Here is a 19,428-nt window from a genome sequence, read left to right as displayed (position 1 = left end):
GCACCGCAGTATAGTGATGAGAAAGAATGTAGAAGGGGCACCTATGAGAAATCATCAATACCAGCACACATCTAACGGTGAAGACGACGCTACTATACAACTCATAGGGGATGACGCTCCGACGCAAAAACTTGTGTTGGATGAGACTGCCCAAGACTACGGAAAATCTGTCGATGGTAATTGGCATATTTCGGGTTCACCGTCTGCATCTGCTGATCATCAGACACCTTACCTTGAGGATAATAGCTACAGCTGGTGGTTGATGGTTCGTCGTACTATCGCAGTACTTTGTGCACTATGTTCTATCGTTCTAGGCGCTGCTGGCGGTGTTGGATATTGGGCAGAACAAAACATTATTTCAGAGCAAGGGTTTAGTTCTTTAGCGAGTCCATTAGGGCAAGACTCGTCCTTTCAAAAAGCGCTATCTGACGCTGTTGTTGCGGACATTATGAAAGACCAGACCGTCAAAAATTATCTTGGAGAAGGTCAAGAAGAAGGTTTTTTCGGCTCCATCAAAAACTGGTTGCGTGAACGCGTCAAAGAGAATATCCAAAAGGCTGCTCAGTCGGTGACTTCGCAAGAATCCTACCAACATATGTGGAACGATATTGTCACTCGTACCCACCGTTATAACGTAGGGGAAGAACATCAGAATATTGCCCTTGATATTGACCCCGTCTATGAGCAGGTCAACAGCCAACTAGTCCAATTCTTAGGCGATAAACTCAGTATTTTTCACCCCGGCGAGCACCTAATTGTTCTTGATAGCTCCCACTCACAAACCGCAGAATACCTCCACCAGATAAAACACTTTGCCCAGCAATGGAAACTATATTGCGGGCTTAGCGCCTTGTCGTTGCTTGTAGGAGTTATCCTCTGGGGTAGGAACCGAAGCATCTACGCGGGGTGCATCTTTTTAACACTGAGCGCAATATCTTGGTGCTCGAGCATATTTTTAGGCACAAAACCTCTAGCGCAGGCAGATGAAGCAGTTTCTTCCGAAGTAGGTAAAATTTTTGTGCAAAGGTTCAGCAGCATCATAACTGACTCTGCTACGAACTATGTGAACTCGTTAACTATTCCTCTGATGGTCATCGGAATAGTACTAATTTTGCTGGGTGTGGCATTTTCCATAGTTTCGCTAGGTGCGAGAGAGCGCACAGCAGGTGTCAGAATATAGTGGAAACACGTAACATAGTATCTATGTCCACAACACAGGTTGATTCAACAGTTTCTCTCGGGTTGCCTCAAATGCCCCGTACCCGCCGAACTCGTGAAGAGATAGAGGCTGCAGCACCTATCAAAGGGGAGAAGAAAGTTCTTCTTGCTGCACCCCGCGGGTATTGCGCAGGCGTCGATCGTGCCGTCATCGCGGTCGAAAAAGCTCTCGACCATTACGGTGCCCCCGTCTATGTTCGTAAACAAATCGTACATAACCGTCACGTAGTGGAAACACTCGAAGAACAAGGCGCAATCTTCGTAGACGACGTGGACGAAGTACCCGAAGGAGCCGTCACCGTATTCTCTGCCCACGGTGTGTCCCCAGCAGTCGTCAACGCCGCCGCAGAACGTGAACTAAACACCATCGACGCCACCTGCCCCCTCGTCAACAAAGTACACCGTGAAGCAATACGCTTTGCAAAACAAGACTACGATATTCTGCTCATCGGACATACCGGACACGAAGAAGTCGAAGGCACCGCCGGCGAAGCACCTGAACACATCCAGATTGTGAACTCACCCGACGAAGTCGATAAAGTCACTGTCCGAGACCCCAATAAAGTTGTGTGGCTATCACAAACAACACTATCGGTTGACGAAACGTTAGAGACCGTAGCACGTTTACGTGAGCGCTTCCCCTCCTTACAAGACCCACCATCCGACGACATTTGCTACGCAACCTCAAACCGTCAAGGCGCCATTAAAGAAATTGCACCCCAAGCCGACCTCGTTATTGTGGTTGGTAGTGCAAACTCGTCAAACTCCGTTCGACTCAAAGAAGTAGCACTAGAATACGGTGCAAAAAAAGCTGAACGCGTTGATTTCGCCCATCAAGTAGACGAAAGCTGGTTTGAAGGCGTGGCAACCATTGGACTAACTTCCGGCGCATCCGTCCCAGAAGTCCTCGTGCGAGAAGTCCTCGCCCTCTTACAAGACTACGGTTATCACAAAGTCGAAGAAATCGAGACAGCTAAAGAAGACATTCTTTTCTCCTTGCCCAAAGAACTTCGTGCCGCACTAAAAAATGACGAGAACGCTGGGCGACAACTTGGCGGACGTGGAGCTAAACCCACCCGCTAAACCTACCAACCCCATTAGCGGGATTTTCAAACCCCTCAGACGCTTTTAGCTATTCCACGAATCATAGTCAAAAGGCTCATCTGAGGGGTTTGTGCGTTGCGGGAAAACACGAGAAGAAGCATTCGGCGTCATATTGCGTGGGGTAGGGCGTTCAATCATCACAGCCGGCGAATCATCTTCATCCTCAGCAGAAGAAGCTTCCCACGAGGAGTCATGCCCTACAAATTCTGGTGCGCCAAGAGGCTTGGCAAAAGAATCTAAAGGGTCATTGCGCAGAGAAGATGAAATAGACGACGAATCTAAATCAGCAATTTTACGGGCCGTCACAAAAACGCGGGTCTCTAAAGAACCAACCAAAGAATTATACGATTCAACAGCCTTATTCAACGACCTGCCCATACCCTGTAGATGTGCGCTCGCGGTGCCAAGACGTTCATAAAGTTCTTGAGAGAGCGATAGAAGTTCTTTGGCATTGTCGGTCAGAGTTTCTTGACGCCACGAGAAAGAAATAGCTTTTAGACAAGATAACAACGATACGGGGGAGACCAGAGCAATATTTTTTGCGTAAGCGTCATCTAATAGTGAACTATCTGCTTGTAACGCGGCAGATAGCGCAGACTCTAACGGGATGAAACAGAGCACAAGCTCCGGAGAAGACGAAAAGCCTGTCCAATACTTCTTACGAGCAAGAGTGTCGATATGGGCACGAACTTCTTTGACGTGTTGAGCAAGAGCCTGCTGTGCAAGGTTCTCATCGTCACCGGCTTCTTGAGCTTTAAGATAAGCATTAAGCGGGGTCTTCGCATCTAAGATAATAATCTTTTCCCCGGGAAGATGAATTAACATATCAGGCCGGATGACGCGTTCTTGTTCATGAGAAGGCGTAATCGTTGCGCTCACTTGCTCTTGAAAAGAAACATGTCTAGTCATACCAGCGGCTTCAACAACTCGACGGAGCTGCGTCTCACCCCAAACGCCGCGTGCGCTAGATGAACGTAACGCACTAGATAGCCCCTGTGTGACGGTGCGTAGATTCTCTTGTACTTGGGCTGAGGCTTTGAGCGCTTCAGACACTGCACCGTATTGTTCTGAACGTTGTGACTCCATCGCTCGAACAGAACGTTCCATCGTGGCAAGTTGCACTTTGACCGGTGCTAGAGCTTGAAGGACATCAGCGTCTTCTCGTGAACGTTCTTGTAGCGCCTGAACTTGTTGAGTGAGGTATTGTTGCGTTTTTTCTGAGGCTGTGAGCTGGGCGTTAAGACGGGCATTATGCTCTCGCAACGATGAGATAGACCCTGATTTGAGGTATCCAAGATACCAGCCTAAGAAAAGTCCAAGGATAAAAACAAGGGTAAGAGCAAGAGGGAACGTCGCATCAGTCATAACTACTAGTCTAGTGTTTTTCTATCGACGTTAGCTATTGGTGATGGACGTTCCCGTACGCTGTGTTTATGTGTAGTGTGTGGTAATCCACCCGCGTTCTTGTGCCATCTGAGAGGCTTGGTGTCGGTTAGCTGCCCCAAGTTTTGCAATAGCAGAAGACAGATGATTGCGGGTGGTACCTTCGCTGAGGTGAACTATTGCGGCAATAGCCTGAATAGAATCACCGCGATGAGCGACGCTGAGTACCTCTTGTTCGCGTGATGTCAACGGGTTATTGCCGACGATACAAGACTGCGCAGCAAGATGAGGGTCGATAATCTTTTCTCCAGCGTGCACGGCACGAATGTGCTGTGCCAATTTTTCAGCTGGAGTGTCTTTGACGATGAACCCGCGCGCATCATTCTCTAACGCCCTTTGTAAATATCCGGGGCGAGAGAACGTCGTAATGATGAGGGACTTTGTAGAACTATGGCCCTGTGCAAGTTTTTCGAGTACATCAAACCCGCTGCTACGCGGCATCTCAAGGTCAAGTAGAAGAACATCAGGTTGCTCCTCTTCTACTAGAGTCAGCGCTTCAAAACCATCAGATGCTAACCCGACAACCGTCAAATCATCATGTAATTCTAGAAGTGTGCGCAGCGCTTCACGGATGAGCTGTTGATCGTCAGCAATAACAATTCGTATCATCACGCTCTCCTTAGAACAGATACTGGGCAGTGCATCTAGTTTGATGCACCAGACATATCAACAAATACGCGTGTACCAGGGCGCAGCGGATAATCGGTGGCATTGGTAATAGATACTACGCCACCGGATTCTGCTACACGCTCTTTGATACCCAGTATTCCATGACCATCGGTAGCCTTCGCAATACCGACCCCGTCATCAATAATTTCTAGGGTCTTCTCCGTGACACGAACTGTCACTGTAGAAGCCTTGGCATGACGCAAAATATTGGTTGAGGCTTCTCTGAGCACCCACCCGAAGAGTATGTCATAACGCTGGTCTGCCGTAGATTTTTCGGGTAACTGAAGCTGAATATCACAATGAGAGAACAAAACTTTGAGATCTTCTAACTCTCCAGATAGCCCAGGGGTTTTAAGACGAGTAACCGTTGACCGTAATTGCGCTAGAGCGGTGCTGGTGAGCTCTTTAATATTTTCGAGTTCTTCACGGGCCTTTTGGGTGTCGTTATTGAGGAAGGCTGATATGAGTTGTGTTTTGAGATTAATCGTGGTGAGAGTCTGCCCTAACGAATCGTGTAAGTCTCGGGCGATACGAGATTGCTCTTTCTCAACGGTCAGTTGAGTTTTTCGTTCTTGATGCTTTGTCCCTACGACATCGGCAATCCCAGCACAATAGATAGCAAAAACACCAATCATCGGGCCAATTGCTACAGGCCAAGAATCAGGGGAAACCATGATGATGAGTCCAACAAAAAATACGCTAAGGACTAACGAGACACCCATTGCAACCGTTAACGGAGCCAAAAACATCCACAATGCAACAAAATAAGGGAAGCTCGTGAACATCTCAACACCAAATATCCACGCCAAGGCGCTAATAGGCAGAAAAAGTAAAAGCGAACCATAAATGAGGGGAACGATGGTGGTCGATGAACGCTTTGGATGTTTACCGATAACCACAAAATTGCCAAGATAGATTCCGGCAAAAATCAGGAGCAAACCCCATCCAATAATATGTTCAAAAGGGGTAGACGCTATATGAAAAAGGACGGCTATCGGAAAACCTAGAAAAATAAGGCTAGGAAGAGGCGTTAAAATTTTTTGAGTAATTTTTTGTGTTTTCATGCAATTATCATCTCGTTTTAGGGCGGCACTCAACCAGTGTCATACCACCGAAGTATTCCATGACAAATGTCAGGGTGAGAGACCCTACCTCGAACTTTCGGCTCTCATGGCAGGCTATTGCTACACTGGAAAAGATTTTACGCTCAACGTCTTACTCATAACCCTTATTGAAGGACAATTCCATGCCCTACCTCTTTCTCTTTCTTGCCATTGGTGCCGAACTCATCGCAACCTCACTGCTCAAAACTACCGAAGGATTTACTCGCCTACTGCCCACATTAGGGTGCTTGAGCTTATACGGACTATCATTCTTTGGGCTATCACACGCGGTCAAAGATATCCCTGTAGGTGTTGCCTACGCAATGTGGAGCGGGCTAGGCACAGCTGCCATCGTTGGTATCGGTGCAGTGTTCCTCGGTGAGCCTCTGAGCGTCGTTAAAGTTATTGGTGTTGGGCTCATTATTGCTGGTGTGCTGATTCTTAACCTCTCAGGTGCTGCCAGCCACTAACAAGGAACGCTAAAGAGCGAGTAGACTTATGAGCAAGACTCCAACAATTTTCACAAGATAAAGGTATTAGTGTGGCTTTAACTATTGGCATCGTAGGTTTGCCCAACGTCGGCAAATCAACTCTTTTCAACGCGCTCACCAAGAACACTGTTCTTGCAGCGAACTACCCCTTTGCAACTATCGAACCAAACATCGGTGTTGTTAACCTTCCCGACCCCCGCCTGAACCGTCTAGCCGAAATTTTTGGTTCAGAACGTATCCTGCCCGCAACCGTATCCTTTGTGGACATTGCCGGTATTGTGCGTGGTGCATCTGAAGGCGAAGGTCTCGGTAACCAGTTCCTTGCCAATATTCGTGACGCACAGGCTATTGCACAAGTTGTGCGCGCCTTCGACGACCCCGACGTCATTCACGTAGACGGTAAAGTTGACCCAGCCTCCGATATGGAAACGATTAACACTGAGCTGATTCTTGCTGATTTGCAGACCCTCGAAAACGCGATTCCACGTTTGGAAAAAGCCGTCAAAATTAAAAAAGGCGACCCCGCCCAGCTCGAAGAATACCGTAAAGCTCAAAAAGTTCTTGAAGCGGGGGAGACCGTCATCTCTCAAGCAAAAACCGCAGGTATTGAACTGTCCTACCTCAAAGAACTCAACCTTCTGACCACTAAACCCTTCATCTACGTCTTTAACTCTGATGATGGTATCTTGCAATCAGCTGAGAAACAGCAAGAACTGCGTGACCTTGTTGCACCAGCTGAAGCAGTATTCTTGGACGCAAAACTCGAAGCTGACATGGTAGAGCTTGACGAAGAAGAAGCCCGCGAAATGCTCGAGATGAGCGGACAAGACGAATCTGGTCTCGACAAACTCGCTCGTGTCGGTTTCTCCACCCTTGGGTTACAAACATACCTTACTGCTGGCCCGAAAGAAGCCCGTGCGTGGACCATTAACCAAGGCGACACCGCACCACAGGCTGCCGGCGTCATTCACACTGACTTTGAACGCGGATTCATCAAAGCTGAAGTTGTATCTTTTGCTGACCTCGATGCAGCCGGCTCAATGCAAGAAGCCAAATCTCGTGGACAGGTACGTATGGAAGGCAAAGAATACGTGATGCACGATGGTGACGTTGTGGAGTTTAGGTTTAACGTCTAAGCCTGCAAAAATGTTGTTGTATGTCGTGGTGGCATTTTTGTTACTGTTCAAGGGTGGTACCAGTATGTGCTGGTACCACCCTTGAGCGATTAGACAGCGTCAGCCAGAGAAAAAGTTATAACCGCTATGTGAGCGCCTTATCCTTGGCAGGGACAACTCACAAAAATTATTAGCAAAATTTCGCTAGCTCTATCTGCTTTTCACAGAGCTGGGATACAAGGCACTTGTTATAGGTGCTGTGTGTCATGAAGAACATCATCACGTAAGTCAACTGATGCGGAGACTATCTCTAATCCTAGAAGATACCCATCGTTATCAACATCAATCGTTACTTGCGTTTGCACATTTGGTGTTTTGATGAGGGAAACTTATTGAACTGATTCTCTTGGCTAGTTCTCGTGTACGACGTATTCCGTTGAAGGTACGGTTTCGGTTTCCTAATTGGCAGTGGGCGTTGTATGTCTCCCATATATAGATCTTGGTATTTTGCGGTCTCGAACAGATGCAATGATGAGCGTCAACCCAGCCCTAGAGTAACTCAGTTTGAGGTGGTGTCCTCCAGGCTCTCAACGGTGGACTTCCGAACGTGGGTCTGCGTATGCGGAAAAGTAGGTGAAGGTTCTGGTGCGCCTGTTGATTACGGCTGTGGTGCCGAAAGAGAAAATTGATGGGCCTTTCAATGCTATCGACCGCGTTGCGAAAACCTCTGAACGGTGTACTTGCCCTTGTCTGGTTTGGTTTGAGCTAGCGCAGAACCAGCCACGGGCTTTGTCCGTGCAGAGGTATGAGCAATCGCGCAGAAGTTTCGATGCCTTGGCTGAGATGTTTGCTTCGTGTTTTGTTCGCCCATATCTTTTTCCTTTTATCTATGTTTGTCACAACGCGACTGTGTATTTGTGCAGTTGAACATTCCGAGAGTGAAATGAGACTGTAAAATCAAAATCGTTGTTCGTTTTGTTCTTGTACTTCCATGTGCAACGAATCTGTGAGTGAGTAAAGTGGTGGGCAACCTACTAAACAATTATAGAGGTGAAAAATGCCGAGCAGAATGAGTTCAATAATCTGGTTGGCTTGCATTGCCTGATGTTGAAAGGTTCCGACGATTTTGGTGAATTTATTGCGTCTATCATCATTTTTTGGGGAGGCTTGTGCAAGAACCTGACGCCGGAAATAAACGGATAACTATTAGCTTGTGCTCTATCGATGAATGGTCCAGATATGTTTTAGAGACTCGTGTTCGATTAGGCCGAATCTCGCTGATGAGTTGCTGATAGGTGGTATGCGGAAGAATTCTCCTCAAAGCTGTTGGCGAGCCTCCAAAACGGGTTCTTAACAACTTTGTCGACAAGCTCCGTTATACCGACCGAGGGAATAATAAAGGCAAGATTGGGCTTGGTTTAGGTAGCGTTATTTATGAAATCTTTATCTTTGTCAGCGATATCACCCTAGAGCGTTTGAAATTCCATTCAAACCACCCAAACTTACACCACCGTCGAGTATTCTGTATATTGATGAGACAATCAACCGGCTAGCCTTGTCTGGCTTTCTAGTCAGATGTTAAGACCTCGGACAGGCGAGTATCGTTGACAACATAAAAATACATGCCTGATATAACCGAACTGCAATCCCGCTGCAACCCAATCTGCTTTACTAAACAAGAAAGTCACGGCCGCTACGGCTTCCTTGAAAGCAACCATAACGAGGACATCATTGACATGGAGGAACCCTATGCCCAAGAATGCTACTATCAGCTACACCCCCCTGTGGAAACTACTTATCGACCGTGGCATAACCGAAACCCAATTCCAAGAATACGTAGGGCTCAGCACAGTAGCCATTGCCAAACTCGGATAAACTGGAAACATCGCTACCGGCGTCCTAACCCGAATCTGTAACGTACTCAACCGCGACATCGCCGACATTTGCGAGGTCGTCCCGAACGAACAGGAGATCGCACAATGATCCGAGATGCACGTGAACACAACGAAACCGTCACTCCGAACGACTTTGAGATCGAACGACTCCGCGCAGCGTTGCCCGAGTACTTCGATAGAGACGGGGCCTTCATGCTCGACCGGCTCCAAGAGAGCCTCAAGGAAGGCGATATCAGCATAACCAAAGAAGGCTACGAGCTGAAGTTCCTCGGCAAATCATATGCCAAGTACCTGACCTCCACCGAAACCGAGACCGTTGTCGTCCCAGACCTTGACCACAACAGCCAGCTGGAGAACAAGGACTCGGAGAACCTCTACATCGTCGGTGACAACCTCGATGCACTCAAGCATCTTCTCGGCTCATACGCAGGCCAGGTCAAATGCATCTATATCGATCCGCCCTACAACACGGGATCTGACGGGTTCGTCTACAACGACGACTTCGGATTCACCCCCGCGCAGCTCGTCGATAAGATCGGGCTCAGCGAAGATGAAGCGGAACGAGTCCTCGATCTCCAAGGAAAGGCCTCGCACTCGGCATGGCTCACCTTCATGTACCCGAGACTCCAACTGGCGAAAGAACTGCTCGCAGACGACGGTGTTATCTTCATCAGCATCGACGAGAACGAACAGCCAAACTTGAGCTTGATCGCTGATGAAGTTTTCGGCGAAATGAATTCGGTAGGGACGCTCGTATGGCGTTCAACTCCGGGTTCAAATACCGGAAATGATTTGAAGACCGTTACTGAGTATGTTGTTGTGTACAGTAAAAATAAATCTCTAAGCATGTTTCGTGGCGTATCTCCAGATGCCTCCGAATACAGACTCACCGATGACTACTATGCAGAACGTGGGGGCTACAAAGAAAATAAATTGGATCGACGAATGACGGGGAGCCACTACTCTGAAGCACTTAACTACCCAATTACAATGCCTGACGGGAGCCAGCTTTGGCCGGGCAATGGCGGTTCAAGGCAAGAACACTGGAACTGGCGGTGGAGTCGCGAAAAAGTCTCCTGGGGATTTGAGCACGACTTTCTTATTTGTAAGAAGCAGAAAAACGGCTGGTCCGTTTATTTCAAACAGTATCTGCTCGTAGATAACACCGACACTCCTATCGAGCGTTCCGTTCCCCCTCAGAATCTGATTGAGATTAATGGATTAACGGTTCAACATCTCGACGGAGTCAGTTCTGCCAGAGGCAATGCGGACGCAATGTCTGTAATGGGTGATAAATTCTTTGATTACCCAAAACCAGTCAACTTGATTAGACACTTAATGTCACTAGTGCAGCCTGATGGGCTCTTCTTGGATTTTTTCTCCGGGTCTGGAACTTCTGCTGAGGCTGTAATGCGTAACAATGCGTTTGATCATTCGACAAATAACTGGATTCTGGTTCAGCTACCAGAGAGAGTCACGCCCGACTCAAAGTCGAGTGCGTCACGATCAGCCTATGAAGCTGGATTTACAACTATTGATGGCATAGCGCGTGAACGTATTCATCGTGCGGCCGCGAAAATCAAGGAAGAGACTGGCGCGGATATTGATTATGGGTTCCGCCTGTATCGTTTGGAGGAACCATCTGGTAAGGTTTTGGATCAGCTTGAGCGTTTCGACCCAGCGGTTTCGGATGCGTTATTTGCTGGGGACTATGTGTCGAAGTTCGATCTGAAGGGGACACCTGGCCATGATACCGTCTTGGCAACATGGCTGGTGAAGGACGGCTACGGCTTAACGGCCTCCGCTAAGAAGGTGACACTGACCGACTATTCCCTCGACGTGTGTGGCGATTCTGGCTACGTCATTGACACTGGGCTAACGAGCGATGACGTGGTGACTCTCGTCCGCCTACTGGAGACTGGCGAACTGGGTTTGTCTCGGGTAGTGGTGTTCGGTTATTCGGTTGAGTTCTCGGTGATGCACGAGCTGAAGAAGAATTTGGCTGTGTTGAAGTCGGGCAAAAGCATTGACGTGATTGAGAGGTTCTAACTGATGCAGATTAGGCTTCAAACTCTTGACCATCAGCAGCGCGCGTTGGACGCAGCGACTGGGGTTTTCGCGGATGTTAATTTAAGTTTCGCATCTCCTTCAGAGGCGAATCCAATCTTCGACGTTGGTGATCCGCAGATCACGCATAATATCGCCCAACTACAGGCTGGGGCTGTTGATGGTGTGGCGGCTGTGCCGAAAGCGTGGTGTACCCGCACGGATGATGGCGTGCTAGGTGTAGATATCAAGATGGAAACCGGTACCGGTAAGACCTTGGTGTACACGCAGTTGATGTTCGAGTTGAATCGGCTGTACGGGTTCCACAAGTTCATCATTTTGGTGCCATCAACTCCGATTAAGGAAGGTACCCGCGCTTTTATCAAAGCCGATTATGCTCGCCAGTATTTCGACGACACGTATGGTGCTCGTTTCAAGCTGGATCTTGAGGTGCTTAATCCGCAGAAGTGTTCGAAGGGCCGCAAAATGTTTCCATCGGCAATATCGAATTTTGTGCAAGCCTCTCGGCTAGCTAAAGGCCGCATTAGCGCGTTGTTGATGACCGATGGCATGTTGCAGTCGAAAGCAACGATGGCGACGATTTATGACCAGTCGGTGCTGGGAATGTCGAGTCAGCCCTATGAGGCGCTGGCGATGACCCGCCCGGTTGTCATTATTGATGAGCCTCACAGATTCCGGCGTGAGAACAAGGCCTACCAAGTCCTACTTGAGCAGATTCAGCCTCAAGCAATTTTCCGGTTCGGTGCAACGTTCCCGAAGCTCGATAAGTCTGGAGCAACCGATTACAACAATCTCGTGTTCAACCTTGGATCGGTTGAGGCGTTTAATGAACAGCTTGTTAAGGGCGTGGCAATCCAATACCCGCAAGATGACGGTAGTGAGTCCGTACGTTTGAAGCTCACTGGAATGTCGCGCTCTAAACCTAAGAGCGCTACGTTCAACAACCTCGACACGGGCAGGTCCATCACACTAAGGGTTGGTGAATCTCTGGGTGATATCGATGGAGATTTCGCTGGGGTCACCGTTGAAGGTGTGGGAAAGACTGAGAACGCGCTGATCAAATCCGGTGTCATGTTATCGAACGGGCAGATTCTTGCCGCAGGTGATATTTTGGTTAGCCGCGTGTATTCAGAGACTTATCAGAGCTTGATGATGAAGCAAGCACTCGATAATCACTTCGAAGCCGAGTGGGAGAATTTCCGCCGCTCTACCAAAGTCAAAACTCTTACCTTGTTTTTCATCGACTCGATTGAGTCCTACCGTGGTGAAGACGGGCCAGGGCATCTACGTGAACGCTTCCACGAACTGCTCACCACCAAGCTGTCCGAGCAAATCGACAAGCATAAGAACGACACATCCACGGTCGGTAAAGAGTATGTCGCCTACCTGCGTGCGTCAGTAACGAACGTGACGGCGACGAACGGCGGTTATTTCTCGGCAGATAATTCTTCAAACGATGAGGCGATTCAAACCGAGGTCAATCAGATTCTGCGCGACAAGCAGTCATTACTGTCATTCACACATCCGGACGGCACGCCCAATACGATGCGGTTCATTTTCTCGAAGTGGACGCTACGCGAAGGCTGGGATAACCCGAATGTCTTCCAGATTGTGAAACTACGTTCCTCAGGCTCAGATATATCGAAGTTGCAAGAAGTCGGACGCGGCCTGCGCCTGCCAGTGGACGTGGACGGCACTCGCCTCGCACACGAGCAGTTCTACCTCACGTATTTAATCGATTACACCGAGGAGTCGTTTGCTAACTCGCTGATCGGTGAGATCAACTCCGACGTTTCCACGGCAACCCCGTCTGTGAAGGACCTCTTGCCCAAGGTCGCTGCAGAACTCAAAATTGCCGAAACAGACCTGTTTATTCTCTTGCTACAGGCAGGGTTTGTCGATACCGACAAGAACATCATTGAAGGTAAAGAATCTAAATTATTGGAAGCGTACCCGCAGTTTAATGTGGGCAAGCTCAAGCCCGATAAGGTCGTTACGAACAAGTCCAAAACCAAGGTGGGTATCCGCCCCGGACGCTATGCCGAGCTCAAAGACCTCTGGGAGGCTGTCAACGCCAAGTACTACCTGCGGCTCGAAGACCTCACCGAGGATGAAATCGCAGCCTGTATCGACGGCATTTTAGACTCGGGTATCTACACGGCACAAACCGGTCGGTTCACGCAAGAGACAATCGAGCGTAACGACGATGGTGAACTGATTGCAAAAATATCAACCAAGGCTGTGTTCTCCATCGATGACACACTCACCTACGGCGACTGGCTTAAAGGTGTCTATCTGCAAACCTATCTGCCACTCCAAGCAATCAATGCTGGACTTGTGCGCTACCACGCGAAGCATCCGCTACCGGAAGGATTCTTCAACAAGGCCACGCTGGCTAGGTTCGTCACCCAGTTCCACGAATGGATGCAACACGAGTTCATCAACCGATTCTCCTACACACGCATCGACGCGCCACTGGGAGCCACAGCACTGACCGAGCCGGATGGACAACCGCTGCGAGACATAGTTCAAGGCAACATCGGTATCTACCGTGACGCCAGTGCGAACGTGCCAGATAAGTTCCTCTACGACACGTTCGTCTACGATTCACCGAAAGAAAAAGACAACATCCAAGACTCCGACGCGCTCGACGAAGTCATCGTCTACGGCAAGATTCCCAGGCGGTCCATTCGCGTGCCTGTCTATTTCGGTGGCACCACAAGCCCAGACTTCATGTACGTACTCAAAGGTACAGACGGCAATCTGTCGCTAAACTTTGTCATCGAAACCAAGGACGTCAACGCCCAATCCGACCTACGCGAGTCAGAGAAACTCCGGTTCAAGGCAGCCAAGAAGTTCTTCGAATCCATCAGCGACGAGAACATCAATGTCCAATTCGCATCACAGCTCAAGCACGACGACATCGTCGCGCTTATCAAACATGTGGTGGCGTCGTGATTACGAAAGTTCATATTCGAGGCTACCGAAAGTTCAAAGAGCTAACTCTCAACCCCCACCAGGAAATGAACATCATTGTGGGTGCAAATGAAGCGGGCAAGTCCACTCTTCTTGAAGCTATCACGATGGCACTCACTGGCAAGTTCGAAGGTGTGGCCGCAAGTGAGGCGCTCAACCCCTACTGGTTCAACATGGAACTTGTCGATGCTTTCTTCAACGCACTCTCGAATACGAAGGCTGGAGATTCGCTTCCTGCGATTCCAGAGTTCCGTATCGATATACATCTTGAGGTTCCAGATGGGGAATTCCAGAAGATGCGAGGCATTCACAACCTGCTAAAGGAAGATAGCGTCGGTCTCTCCATTCACGCATATCCTGACCCCGATTATTCGGAAGAGATCGAGCAGTATTTTCGAGAAGAGAATTGTCCCCATATCCTCCCAGTTGAGTACTACCGTCTCGATTGGCGAGATTTTGCCGACCAAGTTGTCTATCGACGTCCCAAGGAACTAGGGGTTGCTGTTATCGACCCGCGCACGATTCGCTCAAATCGGGGCATGGACTATTACACGCGTCAGATTGTCGAAGAACGTCTTGATCCTAAAGTGCGCAACCACGTCTCAGTTGAACACCGTAAGATGAGGGCTTCTCTGGGCGATGGTTTGTTAACAGTGCTTGACGGAGCATTGGGCACGAACTTTTCCGCATTGCGCCACTTAAAGCTTGGTATTCAAGTTGACCAGTCGCGCTCATCATCATGGGCAAACACCCTGGTACCTGCGATAGACAAGGTTCCATTTTCTCAGTCTGGAAAAGGAACGCAGGCTATAGCCAAAACGGTTCTTGCGATGGGAAAGTCGTCTGAGTCTTCCGCTTATCTACTGGTAGAAGAACCGGAGAACCACCTCAGCCATACAAGCTTGCGTGAACTGCTTTCTTACATTTCAGCAGCACGTAAGGGACGGCAGGTACTCGTTACCACACACAGCTCATACGTCCTCAACCGCCTTGGCCTAGACCAGCTCGTTCTCCTACACGAGGGCACTGCGCACGCATTCCAAGAACTGAGTGACGGCACATCAGAGTACTTCAAGAAACTTTCTGGATTCGATACGTTACGACTCGTCCTAGCGAAAAAGGCCGTACTGGTTGAAGGACCTTCCGACGAGATCGTTTTCAACAGATTCTTTCTTGATAAATACGGAGCTGAACCTCTCGACTACGGAGTGGACGTCATATCAATCGGTGGGGTCTCGTTCCGTCGAGGATTTGAACTAGCTTCAGTACTGAATCGGACACTCGTAGCGCTACGCGACAACGATGGCAAGACCCCGGAACACTGGCAGGATAAGATTAAGGACTTCACGAAGCCCAACGAACGCGAGCTCTTTGTTGGCCAACCCAATTTGGGGAAGACGCTCGAGCATCAGATTATGTCGGCGAATAGTAAAGATACTCTTCGAACGGTCCTTGGACTGGACAACAACACAGACCTATTGGATTGGATGTCAACGAACAAGACAGCTACAGCGCTCAAAATTGCGACTTCGCCGGAAAAGCTGAATCCTCCAAAATACATCGTAGATGCAATCAACTCGCTTCAAAGCATCGTGATCAGGACAAGAGAATTATCATGATTCATAACTTCGTTCACGCTTGTGCTGGAGCAGGGAAAACAGAGCTCATCGTCCGAAGATGCGCTAATATGGCGAATCAAAAGAGACGACTGGTCATCACACTCACCGACTCGGGGCAAGAAGAACTCGTTTCGCGACTTTCCGTCGCGTGTAGCCAGTCTCAAATGCCAGACGTCATGGGTTGGTACGCATTCATGATCAGACACTACGTCCGACCATATCTCCCCATCCTATTCCCGGGCGTACGCCCTACGGGATTTATTTTCGACCGTGATATGCACCCCAAAGACCACTTCAAATTAGGAGGGATTCGGCGCTATTTCTCCTCGAGTGGGTCGATATACAAAGAAACATTACCCGAGCTTGCAGTCAATGTCGCCGAAGCTATGCAAGGTGCAGTCGAAAAACGGCTAGGCCGCATCTACGACGAAATAATCATTGACGAAGTGCAAGACATCAGCCGAAAAAGCCTCGACGTCATCAAGCGATTCCTGAAACAAGCGACACCGCACCTAATCTTGGTCGGTGATGTCAGGCAGTCCCTGCTTGATAGCGATCAAACATCATCGAAAAACCGAAACGCGGATCGTCTTGGACTCATCAACTGGTACCGGAAGTACGAATCGGCGGGTCTCCTTGAATTCAAAGAGCTATGTAACACATGGCGATCAAACCAGAGAATTGCTGACTTCTCAGACCGTATTTTTCCCACTGAACTAGGGTTCGCACGAACGAACTCCCAAAACTTGGCGGTAACTGGACATGATGGTGTCTTTCTCGTGCACGAACAACACCTTGCAGCCTATCTCGAAAATTATCATCCGATGCCTCTGCGCAGTAGTAAAGCATCTGGCAAACACCTCACTGATCTGGAATTCAAGAACATAGGAACAGTTAAGGGGCTCACCTACGAACGGGTAATCATCGTTCCGACCAAGCCCATGCTCAAACTGATTGCAGACGGCACGCCTTTGGCAGACAAGAGCGCTTGCCTCTTCTACGTTGGAGTTACAAGAGCAAGAGCATCGGTCGCCATAATCGTCAACGACAAAACTCTGATGCGAAGGCTACGAGAAAATCCATTCATTCCAATTAGCACCTGGAATCCTGAATCCTCCGAGCAATAGTTGATGTAACAATTCGACGCTTTCCCATACCTTTTGAAGCTCTTCACTTGACACAGAAAGATGGGTGCACAAACTCGTCCGATTACCGCCCAATACACACCGCCAAAGCAAGTCGTGGAAGGGCGACTCATATGACCGCGAGTGCCGCACCATCGCTGACTGAGTGTTTCGCGTGTTACCGCGCTATTTCAACTCGCAAGTGCGTACTCGCGCATACTATTGATTTTGTATCAAGGTCTTATCCAACGTTTTTGATAGCACCACGTCCACGAATAATGGGTGATATTCCCCTATGCTAGGGTCAATCATTGGCCAATCTGCATCAAGAGAATCACCTTCACGAGTGATGATGTTAGCTAGACGAATACCCCGCATAATCAAGTCCATACGGGGGAGGGGGAGCGCATAAGCCGTTTTCTGTAATTCTTGCGTAATACTGGACTGAGTCAGAATCACCATTACGGTGAGTAACCGCCTCACCAATGTGTCACAAGAGGGAGGCATATTCTCTGGCGGGATCATACACCTGAATACCATCATGTCCAGCCAAATGATAACCTACGATTTCAGCCATCACCGATGCCGCCTGGTGAGGGCTATAAAACTCGCCAGCTGACTTGCCAGCGTTCGCCGCGAAATGAGAAATCAAATATTCGTGGACATAACCAAGCACATCATAGTTTTGGTGACCATCTGTAGGAATCTCTCACGATACGGATAAGCTCACGCAGCTTTTTATCCTGAGTATTTGCATCCGTGCCCAACTTTGGTACAGTGGCTGCTAAAGGCGAGAAAATCTCATGGAAAATAGACCTGTAAGCTGGGTGAACTTGGCTATCAAAAGCCTGTTCGGTGTCGACGACCCAAGAAGGCTTCAAATCATTAAGGTTTTCTTCTCAGATGGAAGATAATTCGAGATAGGCGATGAAATACCCTAGTTCTTCTTGAGACTCTGAGTAATGCGCCTCCCCTTATCCCCAGATAGCTGCACCTCAAGCGATTCACGGCTAAGCCCGTTATTCACAAAAAGCTCAACCTCACGACCAGAGAGGAACTTGTAAAACGTCAGACTAAGAATCAAGTCCTTGTAATCGTTAGCGTCTAAGGACCCGCTCATCTTATTAGCGGCTTTCCAAATTTGTGAAGCGAGTTGCTGCTTATCCATATGAATAATTCCTTTATTCTTTATGCGGTGGTGCTCAATCAGGATGTACCATCCAAGAACTCTAGCGTAGCTGCCGATCAAAAGTGCTCAGATGAGATGGTGTTGTTCTAGAGAATAGTGGCGTGTTGAGGGGTTTGTTCTGAGTGATTTTTAGTTGATGAAGAAAATTTATTTACTTTTTATCACAACTAAATATGTTTAGTTGCAAGAGGTGTGTGTCAAAGAATGAGCATGTCAGAAGGTGTTTTATTGGTATAGTAATGTGCAACACGCCTTGTGGGTTGAGGTTAGGCAAACCTGAAAAACAGTTGATAATATGAAGCCATCTTGCTTTGACGCCTAACAAAACTAAGGAGTTTCTATGCGTCGCTTTCTGGCTACAACCTTTGCCACTGCCCTTTTCGCAACCGGAGTAGTCGGTTGCTCTGGGGCCGCTGACACCACTACGGCTGCTCCCAGTGAAGATAAGAGCAATACCAAAGTTCTCAACCTCTATTCCTCACGTCACTATGATGCAGACAAAGAAGTCTACAAAATGTTTGAGGAAGAGACCGGAATTAAACTCAACGTCGTTGAAGGCAAATCTGGTGAACTCATCGAACGAGTCACTCGAGAAGCTAACAACCCTGAAGCTGATGTTTTCTTGACCGTTGGTGCAGAATCTATCTCACAGCTCAATGACGCAGGAGTCATCGCAGACTCCACCTCTGAGACCATTGCAAACAACATCCCCGAAAAATATCGTGGGGAAAACTGGATGGGTATTGTCTCCCGTGCACGTGTCATTGCCTATAACAAAGACACCGTTGACCCTTCAACCATCAAAACCTATGAGGACATCACTAAACCAGAGTGGAAGGGTAAAGTTCTGGCACGCTCCTCATCCTCTTCATATAACCAAGCTCTTCTAGCAAGCTTCGTTGCTCTTGATGGTCAGGAAAAGGCTACTGAATGGGCGCAAGGCGTTGTCGATAACTTCGCACGCGAACCTAAAGGTAACGACCGTGACCAAGCTAAAGCAGTTGCAGCAGGTGAAGGCGATCTTGCTATCATGAACTCTTACTATTGGGCTCTGATGAACCGTTCATCTGACCCCGAGGTTGTTAAAGTGACCGAAAAAGTAGGCATGATCTTCCCTGAGAAGACTCACCTCAACCTTTCTTATGCTTCCGTACTTAAGGGAGCTAAGAATAAGGACAATGCTATTAAGTTCCTTGAATTCCTATCTTCTGAAAAGACTCAAGAGTTTATTGCACAAGAGAACGGTGAGTTCCCTCTGAATCCTAAGACTGGTCTTCCTGAGCCACAGAAATCTTGGGGCGAGTTCACCACTCAAGACTTAGACTTCTCAACCTTTGGTAAGGATAAGCCTGAAGCAACCCGCATCTTTGATCAGGTTGGCTGGAAGTAAACACCATTCACTGTGATGTGCCGGG

Annotated in this window: 17 protein-coding genes; 10 read left to right on the top strand and 7 right to left on the bottom strand. The window is 48.5% G+C overall.

What is annotated here, in order from left to right; genetic code table 11:
- Positions 1 to 43: 43 nt before the first annotated feature.
- Together ACN08Z_RS01505 and ACN08Z_RS01500 are read left to right on the top strand one after the other, a co-directional pair.
- The gene (locus ACN08Z_RS01505) at positions 44 to 1,180 is read left to right on the top strand and encodes a hypothetical protein (protein WP_419102868.1); all 1,137 of its coding nucleotides are present in this window, start codon (positions 44 to 46) and stop codon (positions 1,178 to 1,180) included.
- 23 nt (positions 1,181 to 1,203) lie between these two features.
- Complete coding sequence (locus ACN08Z_RS01500; RefSeq protein ID WP_419102867.1) at positions 1,204 to 2,301, top strand: 4-hydroxy-3-methylbut-2-enyl diphosphate reductase; 1,098 nt, start codon at positions 1,204 to 1,206, stop codon at positions 2,299 to 2,301.
- A 45-nt stretch (positions 2,302 to 2,346) separates the two neighbouring features.
- Here the strand turns inward: ACN08Z_RS01500 and ACN08Z_RS01495 are convergent, their stop codons facing one another.
- From ACN08Z_RS01495 to ACN08Z_RS01485, 3 genes are all read right to left on the bottom strand, one after another.
- On the bottom strand, positions 2,347 to 3,687 hold the full coding sequence (locus tag ACN08Z_RS01495) for a DNA recombination protein RmuC (RefSeq protein ID WP_419102866.1): 1,341 nt from the start codon (positions 3,685 to 3,687) through the stop codon (positions 2,347 to 2,349).
- 66 nt (positions 3,688 to 3,753) lie between these two features.
- Positions 3,754 to 4,374: a response regulator transcription factor gene (locus ACN08Z_RS01490; RefSeq protein ID WP_419102960.1), complete on the bottom strand. Its 621-nt coding sequence runs from the start codon at positions 4,372 to 4,374 to the stop codon at positions 3,754 to 3,756.
- A 35-nt stretch (positions 4,375 to 4,409) separates the two neighbouring features.
- Entirely contained in the window at positions 4,410 to 5,498 is a 1,089-nt protein-coding gene (locus tag ACN08Z_RS01485) for a sensor histidine kinase (RefSeq protein ID WP_419102865.1), read from the bottom strand.
- A gap of 182 nt (positions 5,499 to 5,680) precedes the next feature.
- Between ACN08Z_RS01485 and ACN08Z_RS01480 the strand changes: the two genes are divergently transcribed.
- Both ACN08Z_RS01480 and ychF read left to right on the top strand, forming a co-directional pair.
- Positions 5,681 to 6,007 (top strand): DMT family transporter, encoded by a 327-nt coding sequence (locus tag ACN08Z_RS01480; protein ID WP_419102864.1) that lies wholly within the window; start codon positions 5,681 to 5,683, stop codon positions 6,005 to 6,007.
- A 71-nt stretch (positions 6,008 to 6,078) separates the two neighbouring features.
- Positions 6,079 to 7,164 (top strand): redox-regulated ATPase YchF, encoded by a 1,086-nt coding sequence (ychF, locus tag ACN08Z_RS01475; protein WP_419100786.1) that lies wholly within the window; start codon positions 6,079 to 6,081, stop codon positions 7,162 to 7,164.
- Between the two features lie 682 nt (positions 7,165 to 7,846).
- Here the strand turns inward: ychF and ACN08Z_RS01470 are convergent.
- On the bottom strand, positions 7,847 to 8,014 hold the full coding sequence (locus tag ACN08Z_RS01470; protein ID WP_419102863.1) for a hypothetical protein: 168 nt from the start codon (positions 8,012 to 8,014) through the stop codon (positions 7,847 to 7,849).
- An 878-nt stretch (positions 8,015 to 8,892) separates the two neighbouring features.
- Between ACN08Z_RS01470 and ACN08Z_RS01465 the strand changes: the two genes are divergently transcribed.
- The 5 genes from ACN08Z_RS01465 (at position 8,893) to ACN08Z_RS01445 (ending at position 16,827) form a co-directional block, all read left to right on the top strand.
- Positions 8,893 to 9,018 (top strand): helix-turn-helix domain-containing protein, encoded by a 126-nt coding sequence (locus ACN08Z_RS01465; protein ID WP_419102862.1) that lies wholly within the window; start codon positions 8,893 to 8,895, stop codon positions 9,016 to 9,018.
- A 104-nt stretch (positions 9,019 to 9,122) separates the two neighbouring features.
- A complete protein-coding gene (locus tag ACN08Z_RS01460) occupies positions 9,123 to 11,087 on the top strand; it encodes a DNA methyltransferase (RefSeq protein WP_419102861.1) in 1,965 nt (654 codons plus the stop codon).
- 3 nt (positions 11,088 to 11,090) lie between these two features.
- Positions 11,091 to 14,063 carry a type III restriction-modification system endonuclease gene (locus ACN08Z_RS01455; protein WP_419102860.1) on the top strand — a complete coding sequence of 991 codons (2,973 nt, stop codon included), beginning with the start codon at positions 11,091 to 11,093 and terminating at the stop codon, positions 14,061 to 14,063.
- On the top strand, positions 14,060 to 15,700 hold the full coding sequence (locus ACN08Z_RS01450; protein ID WP_419102859.1) for an ATP-dependent nuclease: 1,641 nt from the start codon (positions 14,060 to 14,062) through the stop codon (positions 15,698 to 15,700). Before ACN08Z_RS01455 ends, ACN08Z_RS01450 begins: the two co-directional genes overlap by 4 nt.
- A complete protein-coding gene (locus ACN08Z_RS01445) occupies positions 15,697 to 16,827 on the top strand; it encodes an AAA family ATPase (protein ID WP_419102858.1) in 1,131 nt (376 codons plus the stop codon). The genes ACN08Z_RS01450 and ACN08Z_RS01445 overlap by 4 nt, the downstream gene beginning before the upstream one ends.
- 216 nt (positions 16,828 to 17,043) lie before the next feature.
- On the opposite strand, the gene ACN08Z_RS01440 is transcribed toward ACN08Z_RS01445, so the two are convergent.
- The 3 genes from ACN08Z_RS01440 to ACN08Z_RS01430 all read right to left on the bottom strand — a co-directional run bounded on the left by ACN08Z_RS01440 (position 17,044) and on the right by ACN08Z_RS01430 (position 17,992).
- Complete coding sequence (locus ACN08Z_RS01440; protein WP_419102857.1) at positions 17,044 to 17,331, bottom strand: hypothetical protein; 288 nt, start codon at positions 17,329 to 17,331, stop codon at positions 17,044 to 17,046.
- A complete protein-coding gene (locus ACN08Z_RS01435; protein ID WP_419102856.1) occupies positions 17,315 to 17,500 on the bottom strand; it encodes an N-6 DNA methylase in 186 nt (61 codons plus the stop codon). The genes ACN08Z_RS01440 and ACN08Z_RS01435 overlap by 17 nt, the downstream gene beginning before the upstream one ends.
- A 261-nt stretch (positions 17,501 to 17,761) precedes the next feature.
- Positions 17,762 to 17,992: a type I restriction-modification system subunit M N-terminal domain-containing protein gene (locus ACN08Z_RS01430; RefSeq protein ID WP_419102855.1), complete on the bottom strand. Its 231-nt coding sequence runs from the start codon at positions 17,990 to 17,992 to the stop codon at positions 17,762 to 17,764.
- A gap of 361 nt (positions 17,993 to 18,353) precedes the next feature.
- On the opposite strand from ACN08Z_RS01430, the gene ACN08Z_RS01425 reads away from it, so the two are divergent.
- Entirely contained in the window at positions 18,354 to 19,403 is a 1,050-nt protein-coding gene (locus ACN08Z_RS01425) for an extracellular solute-binding protein (RefSeq protein WP_419102854.1), read from the top strand.
- The last annotated feature ends 25 nt before the right edge of the window (positions 19,404 to 19,428 follow it).

Source organism: Rothia sp. P7181 (assembly GCF_048513015.1).
GTDB lineage: Bacteria > Actinomycetota > Actinomycetes > Actinomycetales > Micrococcaceae > Rothia.
The sequence above is the reverse complement of the archived record's forward strand: the minus strand, read 5'-3'. Positions and strand labels throughout refer to the sequence as shown.

What these genes read in the sequence shown, in the direction of transcription:
- ACN08Z_RS01505 (WP_419102868.1), top strand. Translation starts at nt 44, where the DNA reads ATGAGAAATCATCAATACCAGCACACATCTAACGGTGAAGACGACGCT.
- ACN08Z_RS01500 (WP_419102867.1), top strand. Translation starts at nt 1,204, where the DNA reads ATGTCCACAACACAGGTTGATTCAACAGTTTCTCTCGGGTTGCCTCAA.
- ACN08Z_RS01495 (WP_419102866.1), bottom strand. Translation starts at nt 3,687, where the DNA reads ATGACTGATGCGACGTTCCCTCTTGCTCTTACCCTTGTTTTTATCCTT.
- ACN08Z_RS01490 (WP_419102960.1), bottom strand. Translation starts at nt 4,374, where the DNA reads ATGATACGAATTGTTATTGCTGACGATCAACAGCTCATCCGTGAAGCG.
- ACN08Z_RS01485 (WP_419102865.1), bottom strand. Translation starts at nt 5,498, where the DNA reads ATGAAAACACAAAAAATTACTCAAAAAATTTTAACGCCTCTTCCTAGC.
- ACN08Z_RS01480 (WP_419102864.1), top strand. Translation starts at nt 5,681, where the DNA reads ATGCCCTACCTCTTTCTCTTTCTTGCCATTGGTGCCGAACTCATCGCA.
- ACN08Z_RS01470 (WP_419102863.1), bottom strand. Translation starts at nt 8,014, where the DNA reads ATGGGCGAACAAAACACGAAGCAAACATCTCAGCCAAGGCATCGAAAC.
- ACN08Z_RS01465 (WP_419102862.1), top strand. Translation starts at nt 8,893, where the DNA reads ATGCCCAAGAATGCTACTATCAGCTACACCCCCCTGTGGAAACTACTT.
- ACN08Z_RS01460 (WP_419102861.1), top strand. Translation starts at nt 9,123, where the DNA reads ATGATCCGAGATGCACGTGAACACAACGAAACCGTCACTCCGAACGAC.
- ACN08Z_RS01455 (WP_419102860.1), top strand. Translation starts at nt 11,091, where the DNA reads ATGCAGATTAGGCTTCAAACTCTTGACCATCAGCAGCGCGCGTTGGAC.
- ACN08Z_RS01445 (WP_419102858.1), top strand. Translation starts at nt 15,697, where the DNA reads ATGATTCATAACTTCGTTCACGCTTGTGCTGGAGCAGGGAAAACAGAG.
- ACN08Z_RS01440 (WP_419102857.1), bottom strand. Translation starts at nt 17,331, where the DNA reads ATGCCTCCCTCTTGTGACACATTGGTGAGGCGGTTACTCACCGTAATG.
- ACN08Z_RS01430 (WP_419102855.1), bottom strand. Translation starts at nt 17,992, where the DNA reads ATGGATAAGCAGCAACTCGCTTCACAAATTTGGAAAGCCGCTAATAAG.
- ACN08Z_RS01425 (WP_419102854.1), top strand. Translation starts at nt 18,354, where the DNA reads ATGCGTCGCTTTCTGGCTACAACCTTTGCCACTGCCCTTTTCGCAACC.